The 16,343-nt window shown below is 37.8% G+C and carries 17 protein-coding genes; 15 read left to right on the forward strand and 2 right to left on the reverse strand.

The genetic code is table 11. From position 1 onward, the window contains the following. Nucleotides 1-16: 16 nt before the first annotated feature. The 6 genes from H8R91_RS01440 to H8R91_RS01465 all read left to right on the forward strand — a co-directional run bounded on the left by H8R91_RS01440 (nucleotide 17) and on the right by H8R91_RS01465 (nucleotide 6,552). Nucleotides 17-1,339, forward strand: coding sequence for an RsmB/NOP family class I SAM-dependent RNA methyltransferase (locus H8R91_RS01440; RefSeq protein ID WP_186934590.1), 1,323 nt, complete (start codon nucleotides 17-19; stop codon nucleotides 1,337-1,339). After that, nucleotides 1,339-2,199, forward strand: a complete 861-nt coding sequence (rsmA, locus tag H8R91_RS01445; RefSeq protein ID WP_186934591.1) for a 16S rRNA (adenine(1518)-N(6)/adenine(1519)-N(6))-dimethyltransferase RsmA — start codon at nucleotides 1,339-1,341, stop codon at nucleotides 2,197-2,199. The genes H8R91_RS01440 and rsmA overlap by 1 nt, the downstream gene beginning before the upstream one ends. Beyond that, nucleotides 2,199-2,444, forward strand: coding sequence for a TRADD-N-associated membrane domain-containing protein (locus tag H8R91_RS01450; RefSeq protein WP_022235404.1), 246 nt, complete (start codon nucleotides 2,199-2,201; stop codon nucleotides 2,442-2,444). The genes rsmA and H8R91_RS01450 overlap by 1 nt, the downstream gene beginning before the upstream one ends. Nucleotides 2,445-2,645: 201 nt before the next feature. Then, nucleotides 2,646-5,249 (forward strand): cation-translocating P-type ATPase, encoded by a 2,604-nt coding sequence (locus H8R91_RS01455; protein ID WP_186934592.1) that lies wholly within the window; start codon nucleotides 2,646-2,648, stop codon nucleotides 5,247-5,249. Nucleotides 5,250-5,405: 156 nt separating this feature from the next. Next, nucleotides 5,406-5,942, forward strand: coding sequence for an inorganic diphosphatase (locus H8R91_RS01460; RefSeq protein ID WP_186934593.1), 537 nt, complete (start codon nucleotides 5,406-5,408; stop codon nucleotides 5,940-5,942). A 13-nt stretch (nucleotides 5,943-5,955) separates the two neighbouring features. Beyond that, a complete protein-coding gene (locus H8R91_RS01465) occupies nucleotides 5,956-6,552 on the forward strand; it encodes a sugar O-acetyltransferase (protein ID WP_249376144.1) in 597 nt (198 codons plus the stop codon). Nucleotides 6,553-6,630: 78 nt separating this feature from the next. On the opposite strand, the gene H8R91_RS01470 is transcribed toward H8R91_RS01465, so the two are convergent. Continuing rightward, nucleotides 6,631-6,840 (reverse strand): hypothetical protein, encoded by a 210-nt coding sequence (locus tag H8R91_RS01470; RefSeq protein ID WP_243237668.1) that lies wholly within the window; start codon nucleotides 6,838-6,840, stop codon nucleotides 6,631-6,633. A gap of 78 nt (nucleotides 6,841-6,918) precedes the next feature. Here H8R91_RS01470 and pgeF point away from each other — a divergent pair, with 78 nt between their 5' ends. Then, on the forward strand, nucleotides 6,919-7,749 hold the full coding sequence (gene pgeF, locus H8R91_RS01475; protein WP_186934594.1) for a peptidoglycan editing factor PgeF: 831 nt from the start codon (nucleotides 6,919-6,921) through the stop codon (nucleotides 7,747-7,749). A 3-nt stretch (nucleotides 7,750-7,752) separates the two neighbouring features. Here pgeF and H8R91_RS01480 read toward each other — a convergent pair whose 3' ends face one another. Further along, nucleotides 7,753-8,712: an RluA family pseudouridine synthase gene (locus H8R91_RS01480; RefSeq protein WP_186934595.1), complete on the reverse strand. Its 960-nt coding sequence runs from the start codon at nucleotides 8,710-8,712 to the stop codon at nucleotides 7,753-7,755. Between the two features lie 271 nt (nucleotides 8,713-8,983). Here H8R91_RS01480 and spoVM point away from each other — a divergent pair, with 271 nt between their 5' ends. The 8 genes from spoVM to H8R91_RS01520 all read left to right on the forward strand — a co-directional run bounded on the left by spoVM (nucleotide 8,984) and on the right by H8R91_RS01520 (nucleotide 16,165). Beyond that, entirely contained in the window at nucleotides 8,984-9,073 is a 90-nt protein-coding gene (spoVM, locus tag H8R91_RS01485) for a stage V sporulation protein SpoVM (protein WP_186934596.1), read from the forward strand. A gap of 174 nt (nucleotides 9,074-9,247) precedes the next feature. Next, nucleotides 9,248-9,589 (forward strand): dockerin type I repeat-containing protein, encoded by a 342-nt coding sequence (locus tag H8R91_RS01490; protein WP_022235411.1) that lies wholly within the window; start codon nucleotides 9,248-9,250, stop codon nucleotides 9,587-9,589. Nucleotides 9,590-9,717: 128 nt separating this feature from the next. Further along, on the forward strand, nucleotides 9,718-11,250 hold the full coding sequence (locus H8R91_RS01495) for a DUF3794 and LysM peptidoglycan-binding domain-containing protein (RefSeq protein WP_186934597.1): 1,533 nt from the start codon (nucleotides 9,718-9,720) through the stop codon (nucleotides 11,248-11,250). A gap of 11 nt (nucleotides 11,251-11,261) precedes the next feature. Further along, nucleotides 11,262-12,740: a stage IV sporulation protein A gene (gene spoIVA / locus H8R91_RS01500; RefSeq protein WP_186934598.1), complete on the forward strand. Its 1,479-nt coding sequence runs from the start codon at nucleotides 11,262-11,264 to the stop codon at nucleotides 12,738-12,740. Between the two features lie 162 nt (nucleotides 12,741-12,902). Next, nucleotides 12,903-13,349, forward strand: a complete 447-nt coding sequence (locus H8R91_RS01505; protein ID WP_022235414.1) for an OadG family transporter subunit — start codon at nucleotides 12,903-12,905, stop codon at nucleotides 13,347-13,349. Nucleotides 13,350-13,379: 30 nt separating this feature from the next. Then, nucleotides 13,380-14,618, forward strand: a complete 1,239-nt coding sequence (locus H8R91_RS01510; RefSeq protein ID WP_186934599.1) for a sodium ion-translocating decarboxylase subunit beta — start codon at nucleotides 13,380-13,382, stop codon at nucleotides 14,616-14,618. 160 nt (nucleotides 14,619-14,778) lie between these two features. Continuing rightward, nucleotides 14,779-15,429 (forward strand): YveK family protein, encoded by a 651-nt coding sequence (locus tag H8R91_RS01515; protein WP_186934600.1) that lies wholly within the window; start codon nucleotides 14,779-14,781, stop codon nucleotides 15,427-15,429. 13 nt (nucleotides 15,430-15,442) lie between these two features. Then, the gene (locus H8R91_RS01520) at nucleotides 15,443-16,165 is read left to right on the forward strand and encodes a CpsD/CapB family tyrosine-protein kinase (RefSeq protein WP_022235417.1); all 723 of its coding nucleotides are present in this window, start codon (nucleotides 15,443-15,445) and stop codon (nucleotides 16,163-16,165) included. Nucleotides 16,166-16,343 lie beyond the last annotated feature (178 nt).

Genomic DNA, 16,343 nt, shown 5'->3' on the forward strand with positions numbered 1-16,343 from the left:
CTAAGGAATTTATACAATGAATATTTTTTTAGATAAAATGAAAGCTCTGCTCGGTGACGAGTTTGACGATTTTTTAAAATTTTATAATTCAAGCGGAGAACATTACAGAGGCTTAAGAGTAAATACTCTGAAATGTTCTGTGGAAAAACTTGAAAAATTACTTGATTTTGATTTAAAATCCGCTCCTTTTTGCAGTGAAAGTTTTTATATTCCGAATGAAATTACTTCGCTCGGTAATAACCCTTTGCATCATGCAGGCGCTTTTTATATACAAGAGCCGTCTGCTTCTTCGGCAGTAACAATGCTTGATGTGCAGGAGGGCGACTATGTACTTGACCTTTGCGCAGCACCGGGCGGCAAGAGTACGCAAATTGCCGCAAAACTCAATTCAAAAGGCTTTTTATGGAGCAATGAAATTGTCAAAAACAGAGCTAATATTCTGCTCTCTAATATTGAAAGAATGGGTATAAGAAATGCCACGGTTTCAAATGCGTATCCCGAGGTGCTTTGTGACAGGCTTGCCGGCTGTTTTGACAAAGTGCTTGTCGATGCTCCTTGCAGCGGTGAGGGAATGTTCAAAAAAGACTCAACTGCCGAAAGCGAGTGGAGTGACGAGCATGTAAAAAGCTGTGCGGAGAGACAGTTAAAAATTTTGAACAGTGCTAAGAATGCGCTTAAAGACGGCGGAGTTATGGTGTATTCCACCTGTACCTTTTCAGTTGAAGAAAATGAGGGCGTTATCGGCAGGTTTTTAGAGGAAAATCCTGACTTTGAACTTGAAGACGCAAATGTAAATTTTGGCAGACCGACGCTTGAATATGCACGAAGAATTTTTCCGATGGACGGCGGTGAGGGACATTTTGCCGCAAGATTGAAAAAATCGGGTGAATTATATGAAAATTCTTTTACGGAAAACAGTAAAAAGAAAATTGACAGTAAAATTTTTGATTTTTACGACAGCCTGTTTATAGGCAGACCGTTTGGTGAAAATATTGAAGTAATAGGCGATAAAATTATTGTTTTGCCGCAGGAATATGTACCGTATGAAAAGCTGCCCGTTTTGCGCAGCGGAATAATTTTGGGACAAATAGTTAAAAACAGAATCGAACCGCATCATTCGGCATTTATGGCGGCAAAAGCAGACGAGTGTGTTTCAAAAGTGAATTTTGATGTAAATTCTGCGGAAATTAAAGCGTTTCTTCACGGCGAAGAAGTTGCCGTTGACAATAATATTAAAGGATACACTGCTGTCTGCGTAAACGGAATTACTGTGGGATTTGGCAAATGCTCAAACGGCAGACTAAAAAATAAATATCCGAAAGGACTTAGACTTTTATAATGAATAACTTATCTGATATAGGAAAAATTAAAGAGATACTTTCAAAACACGGCTTTACATTTTCAAAATCACTTGGTCAGAACTTTCTGATTAATCCGTCTGTATGCCCGAGAATGGCAGAGTACAGCGGTGCAGGCGAAGGTGTAGGTGTAATTGAAGTCGGTCCGGGTATCGGTGTACTTACAAATGAGCTTTGTCAGCTTGCCGATAAGGTAGTGGCAGTAGAACTTGATAAAAGACTTCTGCCTGTTCTTGAAGAAACCCTTGGCGAATACGATAACTTAAAAGTAGTAAACGAAGATGTACTTAAACTTGATTTACACAAGCTGATTGCGGAAGAATTTGCGGGAATGAAGGTTGCTGTCTGTGCTAACTTACCTTATTACATAACATCTCCCGTTATTATGAAACTGCTTGAGGACAGACTGCCGATAGAGGCAATAACCGTAATGGTTCAGAAAGAGGCGGCACAGAGGATTTGTGCGGAAGTCGGTACAAGACAGAGCGGTGCGGTCACTGTGTCTGTAAATTATTATGCCGAGCCTGAAATGCTGTTTGGCGTAAGCGCAGGTTCTTTTATGCCTGCCCCGAAAGTCGATTCGGCAGTAATAAGACTTAATGTAAGAAAAGAGCCGCCTGTAAAGGTTGAGAGTGAAAAACTGTTATTCAATGTAATAAAAGCGGCTTTTTCACAGAGAAGAAAAACTCTTGCAAATTCGCTTAGTTCGGGACTTTCTGTTGAAAAAGGCAAGATAAATGAGCTTTTGATTAATTCGGGAGTAGAAACAAACGCAAGAGCGGAAAAGCTGACTCTTGATGACTTTGCGAATATTACAAACAATTTGCAGGAGATGATGTAATGAAAAAGCAAAAAATGAATGTTCTTTTTAAAATTGCGTTTATTTTACTTATAATATGCGTATTGCTTATATTAGCATCAATTATTATTGCCTATGCTTTTGACAGTGAAAAATGGTCGGCAATCACTTCCGCAAGCGGAGTTTTGCTTGCAACCGTAGGAATAATTCTCGGAATGTTAAGCAAACCTAAGAAAGTAAAGTTAAAAGATGAAAATAAAGAAAAACAGTTGACAAAAACCGAATAATCTGATAGAATAAAACCACTGTAAAGGGGAGTAGTTTGCAGATAATCTGTGGTACAATTCGTCAATCTCATACCTTATGGTATCGGTTGTATCTTAAAAAACGAGACTTTTATTGTATGATAATTGCGTTTGCAATATTTTACAATAAAAGTCTTTTTTGTTTGCTTACTTTCTTTTATTAAGAAAAAATATGGAGGAATTATGATGAACTGGTATCAGTTGACCAAAGAACAAGTGCTTGAAAAGCTCGGTGTTACAAAGGACGGACTGAGCTCAAAAAAAGCCGAAGAATTATTGCAAAAAAACGGCGAAAATGTTTTGCAGGAGGGAAAGCGAAAAACCGCTTTGCAAGTGTTTCTCAGTCAGTTTGCGGATTTGCTTGTAATTATTCTTATTATTGCTGCAATTATTTCAATGTTTTCGGGTAATATTGAAAGCACTATAGTAATTTTTGCGGTAATTACACTTAATGCCATTCTCGGTACAGTCCAGCATATTAATGCGGAAAAATCACTTGACAGTTTAAAGTCACTTTCATCTCCGAATGCAAAAGTAATTCGTGACGGACAGAAAATTGAAATTCCGTCAAAAGAAGTGGTTGAGGGTGATATGGTTGTGCTTGAGGCGGGTGACCTTGTAGTAGCTGACGGCAGAATTATGAATAATTATTCTTTACAGGTAAATGAAAGCTCACTTACGGGCGAATCAACTAATGTTGATAAAAACGATGATAACATTACTGCGGAAGTCCCGCTCGCAGACAGAACAAATATGGTTTATTCGGGCAGCCTTGTTACCTACGGCAGAGCTATTGTAGCCGTAACAGGTACAGGTATGAACACCGAAATCGGCAAGATTGCAAGCCTTATGAATGCGGCAAAAGAAAAGAAAACTCCTTTGCAGGAGAGCCTTGATAAATTCTCAAGCAAACTTGCGATTATTATTCTTATTATTTCTGCGCTCGTATTCGGTTTAAGCCTTTTAAATCATATGGCAATTATTGATGCGCTTATGTTTGCTGTTGCCCTTGCCGTTGCCGCTATTCCTGAGGCTTTGGGTTCAATTGTTACTATTGTACAGGCAATTGGTACTCAAAAAATGGCTAAGGAAAATGCAGTTATCAAAGATTTGAAAGCGGTTGAAAGCCTCGGTTGTGTATCTGTAATTTGTTCCGACAAAACAGGTACGCTTACTCAAAATAAAATGACTGTTCAGAAAATATATATCAACGGTGAAAGTATTTTTGAAGAAGAACTTGACCTTAATAATCAAAGCCACCGCTATTTACTTTACGATATGGTGCTTAATAACGATTCAAGCATTGTTGACGGAAAGGGAATAGGCGACCCTACAGAGTATGCGTTGCTTGAAACTCTAAGAAAACTCGGATACAACGAAGATGATTTGCGTTCGGGACTTAAAAGACTTGAGGAAGTGCCGTTTGATTCCGACCGTAAGATGATGAGCACAAAGTATAAACTTCACGGTGTGAATCATATATTGACTAAAGGTGCTATTGACGCTATTCTTGACAGATGTGACAGTATTGCGACAAAGGACGGTGTTCGCCCGATTACTCAAGCCGACAAGGCAGATATACTCAAGCAGAATACAGAGTATTCCGAAAACGGCTTGCGTGTGCTTACTTTTGCTTACAAGGAGTCTGATGAAGAACTCAATGTAAATACGGAGTACGGATATACTTTCTTAGGACTTGTTTCTATGATTGACCCGCCTCGTGAGGAGTCAAAAGCAGCGGTTGCAGATGCTGTCAGAGCAGGTATTAAGCCTGTTATGATAACAGGTGACCATAAGATTACCGCCACTGCCATTGCAAGACAGATTGGTATTTTCAGAGAGGGAGATATTGCCGTAACAGGTATGGAGCTTGACGCAATGAGCGACAGTGAACTTGACCAAAAGATTGAAAAAATATCTGTCTATGCTCGTGTTTCACCCGAAAATAAAATCAGAATTGTTGAGGCTTGGCAGAGAAAGGGCAACATCGTTTCTATGACAGGTGACGGCGTAAATGACGCACCTGCACTCAAAAAAGCCGATATCGGTGTTGCAATGGGTATTACAGGTACAGAGGTATCTAAGGATGCAGCGTCTATGGTACTTCAGGATGATAACTTTGCAACAATTATTAAAGCTGTTGCAAACGGCAGAAATGTTTACAGGAATATTAAAAATGCAATTCTGTTTCTGCTTTCGGGCAATATGGCAGCTATATTTGCGGTAGTTTACGCATCACTTCTTGCTTTGCCTGTGCCTTTTGAGGCAGTTCATCTTCTCTTTATAAATCTTTTAACCGACTCGCTTCCGGCTATTGCTATCGGTATGGAGAAGCCCGAAAAAGATTTACTCTCGCAAAAACCGAGAGATCCTAAACAGGGTATTTTGACTAAAGAATTTTCCGCACTAATGCTTTTGCAGGGTGCACTGATTGCCGTTGTTGTAATGACTGCTTTCTATATAGGTTTGCAGGTTAATGCCGCAACTGCAAGTACAATGGCTTTTGCAACACTTACCCTTGCTCGTTTGTTCCACGGCTTTAACTGTCGCAGTAAGCATTCGATTTTTAAAATCGGTCTTACCTCTAATGTATATAGCCTGCTTGCTTTTGCGGCAGGTGTAGGACTTCTTGCTTTTGTAATTTTTGTACCGTTTATGCATCCGCTGTTTAAGATTGCGGAACTTACAGGCGCACAAATCGGATTTATTGCTCTGCTTGCTTTTATTCCGACTGTAATTATTCAGATTGCTAAGGTAATTGCTGAAAACATTAAAAAGAGTAAATAAAAGCAAAATCAGCCAAACTCAAGCAAAGATATATCTCTTTTAATAAAATAAATTTTATAAACCGCAGTATTGTTGTTAAAATATTATTAAAATTCTTGACAACTAACTGCGGTTTATTTATAATTAAGTTAAATAAATTTGTGAGGTGGCTTTATTATGAATATTTGGCACGATATATCACCAAAAAGGATTACATCAGAAAAATTTTACGCTGTTATTGAGATTTCAAAGGGCGGTAAAAATAAATATGAGCTTGATAAAGAAACAGGTATGTTAAAACTTGACCGTGTGCTTTTTACTTCAACTCATTATCCCGCAAACTACGGTTTTATTCCGAGAACTTATGCAGATGACGGAGATCCGCTTGATGTGCTTGTTCTTTGTTCCGAAACAATACAGCCAATGACACTTGTTGAGTGCAAGCCTATCGGTGTACTCAATATGATTGATAATGACAGCTGTGACGAAAAAATCATTGCCGTTCCTGTTAATGACCCTAACTACTGCGGTTATAACGATATTACAGATCTTCCCCGTCATTATTTTGACGAAATTCAGCACTTTTTCCAGGTATATAAGAGCCTTGAAAGCGGTAAGGTTACATCTGTAACTGAAACCAACGGTGTTGAGATGGCTAAGGATATTATTAAAAAGTCAATCGACAGCTACATTAAAGATTTCCAGATGGCATAAACAGAGGTATTAAGTGACAGAAAAAGAAAAAATGATTGCCGGCAAGGTATATAATTCTCAAGACAGCGAGCTTGTTGCTGCTTTGAATAAATCTAAGTCGCTTTGCCGTCAATACAATAATCTTGATTTTTCAAATGTTGCCGCTCGTAAGGTTATTATTGATGAACTTTTACAAGAAGAGCATAACGATGGATATTGTGTTTTTACTCCTCCGTTTTGGTGTGACTACGGATTTAATGTAAAAGTGGGTAAGAATTTCTATTCAAACCATAACCTTGTTATACTTGATTGCGCAGAGGTTACTTTTGGTGACAATGTTTTTGTCGGTCCTAACTGCGGATTCTATACTGCAATTCATCCTATTGATGCTCATCAGAGAAATACAGGAATTGAACTTGCAAAACCGATAAAAGTCGGCAGTGATGTTTGGTTTGGCGGCGGCGTAACCGTACTTCCAGGTGTTACTATCGGAAATAATGTTGTAATCGGTGCAGGCTCGGTTGTTGTAAAAGACATTCCGTCAGGTGTTGTAGCGGTCGGCAATCCTTGCAAACCTATCAGAAAAATTACCGAGGCTGACAAGCTTGATTTAGACGATCCGAATATCTAAAAATATTAATGCATAACAAAAGGCTTTCTTGAGTTTTTAAGAAAGCCTTGATATTTTTTTATAAAAATATTAAAATAATTATAGTTTGAAGTCATCTAAGGTGTACTCGTGAAGAGTCGGCGCTGACTGCGGAACACGCATAAGCGGGTCATATTTAAAGCTTTTGCATTTGTCATCAATAATTGTTTTGTTTTTTATGCAATGACAGGTATCGTTTTCATAAACCGAATTTAAGCAGTATGTACAGCTTGGTTTTATGTTTTTGCCGAAAAGCTTTTTCTTCAACATAATATCACCTCATTCTTTAATCATTATAACATTAACAGTTGTCATTTTCAAGCGAAACTACGCATAAGGAGAAGTATAATGAAATTTAATTCAAAAACTATGACTATCCATAATGCGGACAGTGTGCCGTATTTAACATATAATTCTTTATCGGAAATTGATTTTATAAATCATGCTTTTTCCACAAAACTCGGCGGTGCGTCGACTGGTGAGTTTACATCTATGAACTTTGCGTTTAACAGGGGAGATAATCCCGACAGTGTTACTGAAAACTATAAACGCTTTTGCAAAAGTGCGGGATTTGATTATAATACGCTTACGGCTTCTGCTCAAGACCATAATACTTATGTTCGTGCGGTTACAACAGAAAATATTGGAACAGGTATTTATAAGCCGAGAGATATTGAAAGCGTAGACGCTTTGATAACAAATCAGAAAGGTGTAACTTTGGTCACTTATTATGCCGATTGTACACCGCTTTTCTTTGTTGATACAAACAAAAAAGCAATAGGACTTGCTCACGCAGGCTGGAGAGGTACTGTCGGCAGAATAGGCGAAAAGGTTGTGCAAAAAATGACCGAGCTTTACGGAACAAACCCGTCTGATTTAAAATGTGCGATTGGCCCTGCTATTTCCGTGTGCTGTTATGAGGTTGACAAACCTTGTGCCGACCATTTTCTTGCACTTAAAAATGTAAATCCGTCAGATTTTGTTCATCCTAAAGAAAACGGCAAGTATATGGTTGACTTGCTTGAAACCAACAGACAAATTCTTACGGCAGCAGGTGTAAAGTCGGAGAGTATCACGGTTTCTGATGTATGTACAAACTGTAACAGCGATTTGTTGTGGAGTCACAGGGCAACCAAAGGGCATAGAGGCACAATGTGTGCGTTTATGTGTATAAAATAATTCTTAAATCGAAATATGCTTATTCTTTGCAAACCATACTTCTTTTACAGAAAATTCTTTGCCGTTAAGATAATTAAGAATACCTGCGTCGGTGTCAAATGAAAATTTAAGTTTATAGCTGTAAAGTGCCTGATACTTAATGTTATCAGGTGCTTTTCTGTTTTTTCCGTATTTAGTATCGCCCACAAGCGGATGACCGATATATGCCATATGCGCTCTTATCTGATGCGTTCTGCCTGTCAGAAGTTCAACTTCCGCAAGACTGTATTTGCCGTTGAAATCAAGAATTTCATATTTTGTTATAATTTCTTTTGAGCCGTCAACCTGTTTACTGAAAACTTTAACTTTATTTTTCGCTTCGTTTTTAATAAGATAATCGTGAAGAATATCGCAATCTTTTTTAGGTTTGCCGTGCAGCAGGCAAAGATAGTATTTTTCAAGTTCTCTTGTTTTGATTTTGGCATTGAGAACCCGCAAACTTTCGGCATTTTTTGCCGCAATTACTATACCGCCCGTGTTTCTGTCAATTCTGTTTGCAAGAGCGGGAGCGAATGCTTTTTCTTCTTTTGGGTTGTATTCGCCCTTATTATAAAGGTAGTGCTGAACTCTTGCCACAAGCGAATCAAAATGGTAACTCTTGTCCTGATGTACGATAATACCGGGCTTTTTGTCAATCAGAATTATGTTCTCATCCTCATATACTATATCAAGTTTGTCGGGCGCTTTTAAAAATTCGTAGTTTTCCTGCTCGCTTTCCTCAAAAAATTCATCTTTTATGTACAGAGTAAGCACATCGCCCTCTTTGAGCATATCTTTTATATCGCACTTTTTGCCGTTTAGTTTAATGTACTTTGTACGGATATATTTATACATAAGCGACTTTGGCATAGTTTTGAATCTTTTTGAAAGGAACTTGTCAAGTCTTTGGTTTGCATCGTTTTTCTTTATATCAATAGTTCTCATTGCTTTCTCCTTAACCTTAATCAATTTAATTTTATATTATTATAAAATTTTTTTCAACCGATTTTTCACACTTTTTAAAAAGCTGTGTAAACTGATACAGGGTGATAAAGTGAATTGCTACTCACACAGGCTAAGGTCGGCTGTATTTTTCGGGCTTGGACTTCTGACTGCAAGTTTACTGCCTTCAGAATGTGTGCTTGTGGTTGCAGCTGCAGCACTTATCGTGGTCAGTCTGACTTGCATACGAAGATAATATGAGAGGAGATTTGCAATGAAAGTTGTACTTATTGAACGACCAAAATTCTTATCGGCAATTTTACGGAAGATTTACGGAATTAAAAAGGTAATAAATCCGCAATAAAACTTTCTTATATGTAAAATAAAATGAAATTTTATTGGTAATCATTAATAACATAATTAAAAAAGATGTGCATATCAACAAAAAGATATGCACATCTTAATTTATTATTGAGTTCTTTTGGAAAAAATATTATAATAGGACTGAAATTTTATTATGGAGGTTTTGAATTAACACATGAAACTAATCAAGAAAAGCGTAAGCATTCTTCTTTCTTCAATGATGCTTGTTGGTTGTACAGTTACTGCGCTTACAGCTAATGCCTCAACAGGCGGTCAGCTTTGCAGTAAGTATGCCACAAACCCTAACGGCAAGGTAGGTATTCAGAAGACTATCACTATTGACGGTGATGTTACTGTAGACGACGTAACATTACTCCAGCTTTACGTTGCCGGTGACAAGTCACTTGACGCTAACGCTCAACTCAAAGCTGATGTAAACAGAGATGGCATTATTGACATTCTCGATTGCACAGAAATTCAGCTTTATGTTGCGGGTAATATTCCAAACCTCGGTTGATACCTGATATAATTTAACAGCTTTTACAGCATCGGATTGATTAATTTCAGTCCGATGCTTTTTTATTGTAATATTTTCATTACCTTTCTAATATATTTTGAGTATAAATATAAAAGGAGAGATAAAATATGGAGTTTAATCAGGATAACCGATCGTTTTGCACAACTGTTGCGGTGCTTGACACGGTTGCCGAACAGCTTGCTGATGTCGATTTAACTTTACCCGATTATTGTCCGGATATCGAAAAAATTTTGAAATGTACTCTTATCCCTAAAATTCAGACAAGAACCTTATCGGGCGGTCAACTGCAAATTGACGGTAACTGTGTTGTTAATGTGCTGTATGTTGACAGTATCAAAAAAAGTATTCGTTGCTGTGAGCAGTCGGTTAATTTTTCTCAAAGCTTTTCTGTTAAAGAAGCGCCTGATAATCCTGTTATATTAACAAGAACAAAGCCCGAGTACATAAACTGTAGGGCATTAAGCCCTCGCAGACTTGTAATGCACGGTGCATTTTCATTATATGCAAAGGTGCTTTCCTCGGCAAAAACAAGTATCTATTCACCGCCTGTCGAAAATTGTCTTGAAGCACAGCTGATGAATATAAAATGTGCAAGCCTGACTTCTCTTTGCCAAGAACAGTTCAGCGTGGTAGAAGAAGTTTCTGTGGGAGATAAGCCTGTAATTGAATCAATCTTGAGTACCGATATAAGTGTGAATATTACCGATACCAAAGCTGTTACAGGTAAACTTATGGCGAACGGCGAAATCAACTTAAAACTATTATATATAACTGATGTTGAGAGCGGCGAAACAGGAAAACTTGATTACTTATTGCCCTTTAATCAAATTATAGATTGCGAGGGTATCGACGAAAATACAATTAACTGTGTTTCCTGCGATATTATGTCTTATGACATCAGACTTAAGAATGATGTTATGTCAGATAAACCTCTTTTACTGCTTGATTTAAAACTTTGTCTTACAGAAGAAGGCTATGTAATAGCTGACGAAAATGTAGTTACAGACGCATATTCTGTTAAATGTGCAACTCAACCCGCTTTTATACAATTGAATATAGTAAGTGATCTTGCAAAACTTAATGATTCTCATATTGAAAAATCTTCGGTTGCTGTCGATAACGGAAAAATCAGCAAAGTAATAAACATATCATCAAACCAAATTACTGCTGATTATTCTTGCGACGATAAGGGTATAACTGTTTCGGGTAAGGTAAATATTTGTATTCTTGCCGAAAACGAAGATAAAATACCTGTGTTTATTGAACGCAATATAGACTATTCTCATCTTATGACATCAAGCAGTGAGTATAACTGTGCATTGTATGTTGAACCTCGTGTAGCAAGTATAAGCTATCGACTTGCCGATGACAGTACAGTTGAAATCAGGTGTGAAATTAAATTTGCCGTTTCGGCTGCCGCAAAAGAAAATATAAGGGCGGTTTCCGATGTAGAGATATTTGAAGATAAACCCATAAAGCCCGAAGAGTGTGCTCTGACTTTGTACTTTGCGCAAGCGGGGGAGAGTCTGTGGAGTATTGCCAAATCGCATAATACGGCACTTGATAAACTGATTGAAGAAAATTCGGCAGCGGCACAAAATGAGGATATTTCTCGAATGCTGCTTATTCCGAGAGTTTAGGAGGTACAAAAATGGAAGAAAGAAATGTGTATCGTGACATTTCACGCCGAACAGACGGAGATGTGTATATCGGTGTTGTGGGTCCTGTGCGAACAGGTAAGTCAACTTTTATAAAAAAATTTATGGACTCTCTGGTATTGCCGAATATAACGGATGAGGCGGTATATCGCAGAACTCTCGATGAACTTCCGCAGTCGGCGTCGGGAAGAACCATCATGACAACCGAACCTAAATTCATACCGGAAGAATCAGTTGAAGTTGATCTGGGAAACAACACTTCTTTCAGGGTAAGAATGATTGATTGCGTAGGTTATATAGTTGACAGTGCAATCGGCTACAGTGAAGACGAACAGCCGAGAATGGTTAAAACGCCTTGGTTCGATAAGGAGATTCCTTTTGATGACGCTGCCGAAATCGGCACCAAAAAGGTTATTACAGATCATTCGACAATCGGCTTGGTAATAACAACTGACGGTACAATCAGTGATATTGACAGGGAAGACTACATTGAGAGCGAACAGCGGGTTATTAACGAACTGAAAGAGATTAACAAACCTTTTATTGTTTTGCTCAACTCAACCGAACCCGAAAGCGAAAGAGCAAAAAATCTCGCTGCTCAAATGGCGTCAATTTACAATGTGCCTGTAATTCCCGTAAGCTGTATGGAACTTGACGAATTTGAAATTAAGCGCATTCTTGCCCAGCTTTTGTTTGAGTTTCACATAAAAGAAATCAAAGTAGATATTCCTAAATGGCTCGTAATGCTTGATAAAGATCACTGGCTCAAAACCAATATCTTTGACGCAATCAAAAAGAGTGCGGGAAAAATCGAAAAAATCCGTCAGGTTCAGGATATAATGCAAGAACTTGACAACTGCGAATATATTAATTCTACCGAAATAAAAAGTCTTGATTTGGGCAGAGGCTTTGCGACTATCGGAATTAATATTGACAGTAAATTGTTTTATAAGGTACTTTCCGAAGAATCGGGTATTGACATTACCGACGAATGTGCGCTGTTCAGTTGTGTAAAAGAACTTTCCAAAAAGCAGAAAGACTTTGATAAACTTGCGCAGGCTTATGAACAGGTGCAGGAAAACGGTTACGGAATTGTTATGCCGACTATTGAAGAGTTATCGCTTGAAGAGCCTGAAATTATTAAACAGAGCGGAAAGTACGGCATAAGGCTCAAAGCAAGCGCACCGAGTATTCATATGATGAAGATTTATACAAAGACAGAGGTAACTCCGATTGTAGGCTCGGAACAGCAGTCCGAGGAGCTTGTATCTTATCTTTTGAAAGAATTTGAGGAAAATCCGGAAAAAATTTGGGAAAGCAATATCTTTGGCAAATCCGTGCATGAACTTGTCAACGAGGGACTGCACAATAAATTGTACAGAATGCCGTCCGATGCAAGAGCAAAAATAGGTGAAACCATTGAAAAAATTATAAATGACGGTTGCAACGGTCTTATATGTATAATTCTGTAATTGAAATATAATGCTTTAAAATTAAACAAATTATATTTTAAAATATTTAATATGATTAGGTAAACCGCCAAAAATTATTCCCCCCCGTATTTATTATTGAAAATTTTACAGGAATAAAGTATAATAATCCTGTATGAAAATAATAAATATGGGGGTTATTTTATGAATCTTTCCGATGTAGCTTTAGCAGCTCAGACAGCCCAGAAAGAAAGTCTTACGCTTGCTGAAAAAGGCATAACATCCGCAAAGGTTGTTCTCACAGGCTTTGTTGTTGTATTTGCCATGCTTATTCTGTTGATTTTTATTATTAAAATCTACAGTGCTATTGTTCAGAAGGCTCAAAGTGCCGGCAGCAACAGCAAAAAAGGCAAGAAAAATAAAGATGAAAAACCTGCTGAAAAGCCGGCTGCGGCGCCTGCTCCTGTTGTTACCGCAAGCGCAGCAACAGACGGAATTTCAGACGAAGTTGTAGCTGTTATTTCAGCTGCCGTGGCAACAATGTACGGTTCATCTGAAAAAGCACGAATCAAGAGTATTAAAAAGTCATCTGACGGTGGTCGTTCAGCTTGGGCAAAAGCCGGTGTACTTGATAATACCCGCCCATTTTAAGGCATATTTTAAGGGAAAGGATGTTATCTAATGGAAATTTTACAAGGCTTTGTAGATGCCGTTGTAGGTATCTTTAACAGTTCAGGCCTTACAACTCTTAACTGGCAGAACTATGTTATGATTGGTATTTCAATCGTTTTGCTTTATCTTGCTATCAAAAAGCAATATGAACCGCTCTTGCTTCTTCCTATCGCTTTTGGTATGCTTCTTGTAAACCTTTATCCGAGCATTATGAGTGCTCCTTCGACCGAAATGATACCTCTTGCAGATTATGTGAAAGATCATACAGGAGCAATTCAATATCCGATTACCGAATTAAACGGTGCCGAATATGTAAACTATCCGACAAACGGCGGTTTGCTTTGGTATCTCTATCAGGGTGTTAAGCTTGGTATTTACCCACCGCTTATCTTCCTTGGTATTGGTTGTATGACAGACTTTGGTCCGCTTATTTCAAACCCAAAGAGCCTTATCCTCGGTGCTGCCGCTCAGATTGGTATTTTCTTAACATTTACAGGTGCTATCTTCCTCGGCTTTACAGCAGCAGAGGCAGGTGCTATCGGTATTATCGGCGGTGCTGACGGTCCTACGGCTATTTTCGTAACCACAAAACTTGCTCCGCATCTTTTAGGTTCAATCGCTATTGCAGCATATTCATATATGGCGCTCGTTCCTATTATTCAGCCGCCTATTATGAAATTTCTTACAACAAAGAAAGAGCGTTCTGTAGTTATGGAACAGCTTCGTCCTGTATCTAAACTTGAGAAGATTATGTTCCCTGTAATTGTTGTAATTATCATTGCAATCTTCCTTCCTGACGCTGCTCCGCTTGTCGGTATGCTTATGCTTGGTAACCTCTTTAAGGAATCAGGCGTTGTTGAAAGAATTAACAAGACAGCTCAGAATGAACTTATGAACATTATTACAATCTTCCTTGGTACTACTGTCGGTGCAACTGCATCGGGACAGACATTCCTTACATTCGCTACAATCAAGATTATCGTTCTTGGTCTTATTGCTTTCTGTTTGGGTACCGCATTCGGTGTACTCTTCGGTAAGATTATGTATGTTGCTACAGGCGGTAAGGTAAACCCACTTATCGGTTCAGCAGGTGTATCTGCCGTACCAATGGCTGCTCGTGTATCACAGAAGGTTGGTCAGCAGGAGAATCCAGGTAACTTCCTCCTTATGCACGCTATGGGTCCTAATGTTGCCGGTGTTATCGGTTCAGCAGTTGCAGCAGGTGTATTGCTCAATGTAGTTGGCTAAAAACAAATATATATAATTTCAATAAAGGAAGTCGTTATGGCTTCCTTTAATTTTATTGTTAATAATTCATTATTAGAATTAATTAGTGCATTTAATGAATTATAATATATATTATTGTATTTTTTATTGTATTTTTATGCTGATTTTGGGAGGTCGAGTAATGCCAACTAATATAACAATTCAGAGAATTTTAGTCATTGTCTTACAGAGAATAAAATTTATTATTCTTTTGACACTTGTATGTATGCTTTCGTTTTTTCTTTATTCTAAGTTTTTTATAACTCCTATGTACAGTACATCTGCTATGCTTTATGTGCAGAACTATAATGCTAAAAGCCAGAGCAATCAGGAAAACGGAAAAATCTTTAGCTCCGATATTTCAGGTTCTGCTTCTCTTGCCGAGGCATACATAGTTTTTCTTAATAATTCGGACAGCATTACTTCGCTTTTTAACGACTGCGATGTTTCAATAACAAACGATTCTTTCTTTATTACGGTTACGGTTTCGGGTTCAGACCCGCAAACATGTGCGAATGTAGCAAATCAGATTTGCGAGACTGCAGGCGATGTTTTTGCCGATCGCTTTGCATACGGACAGATTGGTATTGTAAGATCTGCGCAAGTTCCCAATGCACCGTATGAACCAAACAATCTTAAAAACGCATTGATTGGTTTGGTAATCGGTCTTGTTGCATCTGTGCTTATTTCAATTTTACTTGAACTTATTGACCTTACTGTTAAGCCCGATGACGACTTACAGGAAATGTACGATATTCCTATATTTGCGGAAATACCTGATTTTGGTAATTAAGGGGGGATAGCGTATGAAGTTAAGATTACCTTTTAAAAAGGATTTAAGTAAAAAAAGCAAGTCACAAGTAACTGTCAACAATAAAAATAAATTTGCAATTGTTGAGTCTTACAAAATTGCAAGAACCAATATTATGTTTTCTCTTTCTGCGTCTGAAAAGAAAGCCTTTGCGGTAACAAGTTATTCAAAGGGTGAGGGTAAAAGTACAGTTGCGTCTAACCTTGCAATTTCTTTTTCAAAAATGGAAAGTAAAGTATTGCTTGTTGACTGTGACCTTCGCCGACCTAATGTTCATAATATTTTTAAAATTGATAATACAAAAGGTCTTGCGGATGTAATCGGTAAGATGATTAATTTTGATCAGGCGGTTCAGAAAAATGTTCTTCCCGGACTTGATATTCTCGTTTCGGGTACTATTCCGCCAAACCCGTCGGAACTTATGTGTTCCTCAACATTTATTTCTTTGGTTGAGCAGTTAAAGGAAGAGTATGATTATATCATATTCGATACTCCGCCTATCGGAGTGGTTGCCGATGCACTTCTTCTAAAAGAATTAATTGCAGGCTTTATTGTTGTAGTAAGAGAAAGAGCCACAACTCATGGCGATTTACGAAATCTTACGGAAAGCATTAAGCTTGCCGATTCAAGAGTTCTTGGTATAGTCAAGGTAGGCTGTTCACAGAACGAGAGAAGAAAAGGCAAGTATTACTACAAATACTATTACAATTATTATTAATTATTTTACAGCTTACGAAAACATATCAATTGTTTTTCGTAAGCTGTTGTTTTATGGTATAAAATTATGATTTTTAAAATAAAATGCAAGATTTTTAAAAAACACTTGCATTTTTCTTCCTTTTGGATTACAATATAACAGTAATATTTTGTATTTTTTGCAATTTGAATTTAAGGAG

Source organism: Ruminococcus intestinalis, assembly GCF_014288065.1.
Classification (GTDB): Bacteria; Bacillota; Clostridia; order Oscillospirales; family Acutalibacteraceae; genus Ruminococcoides; species Ruminococcoides intestinale_A.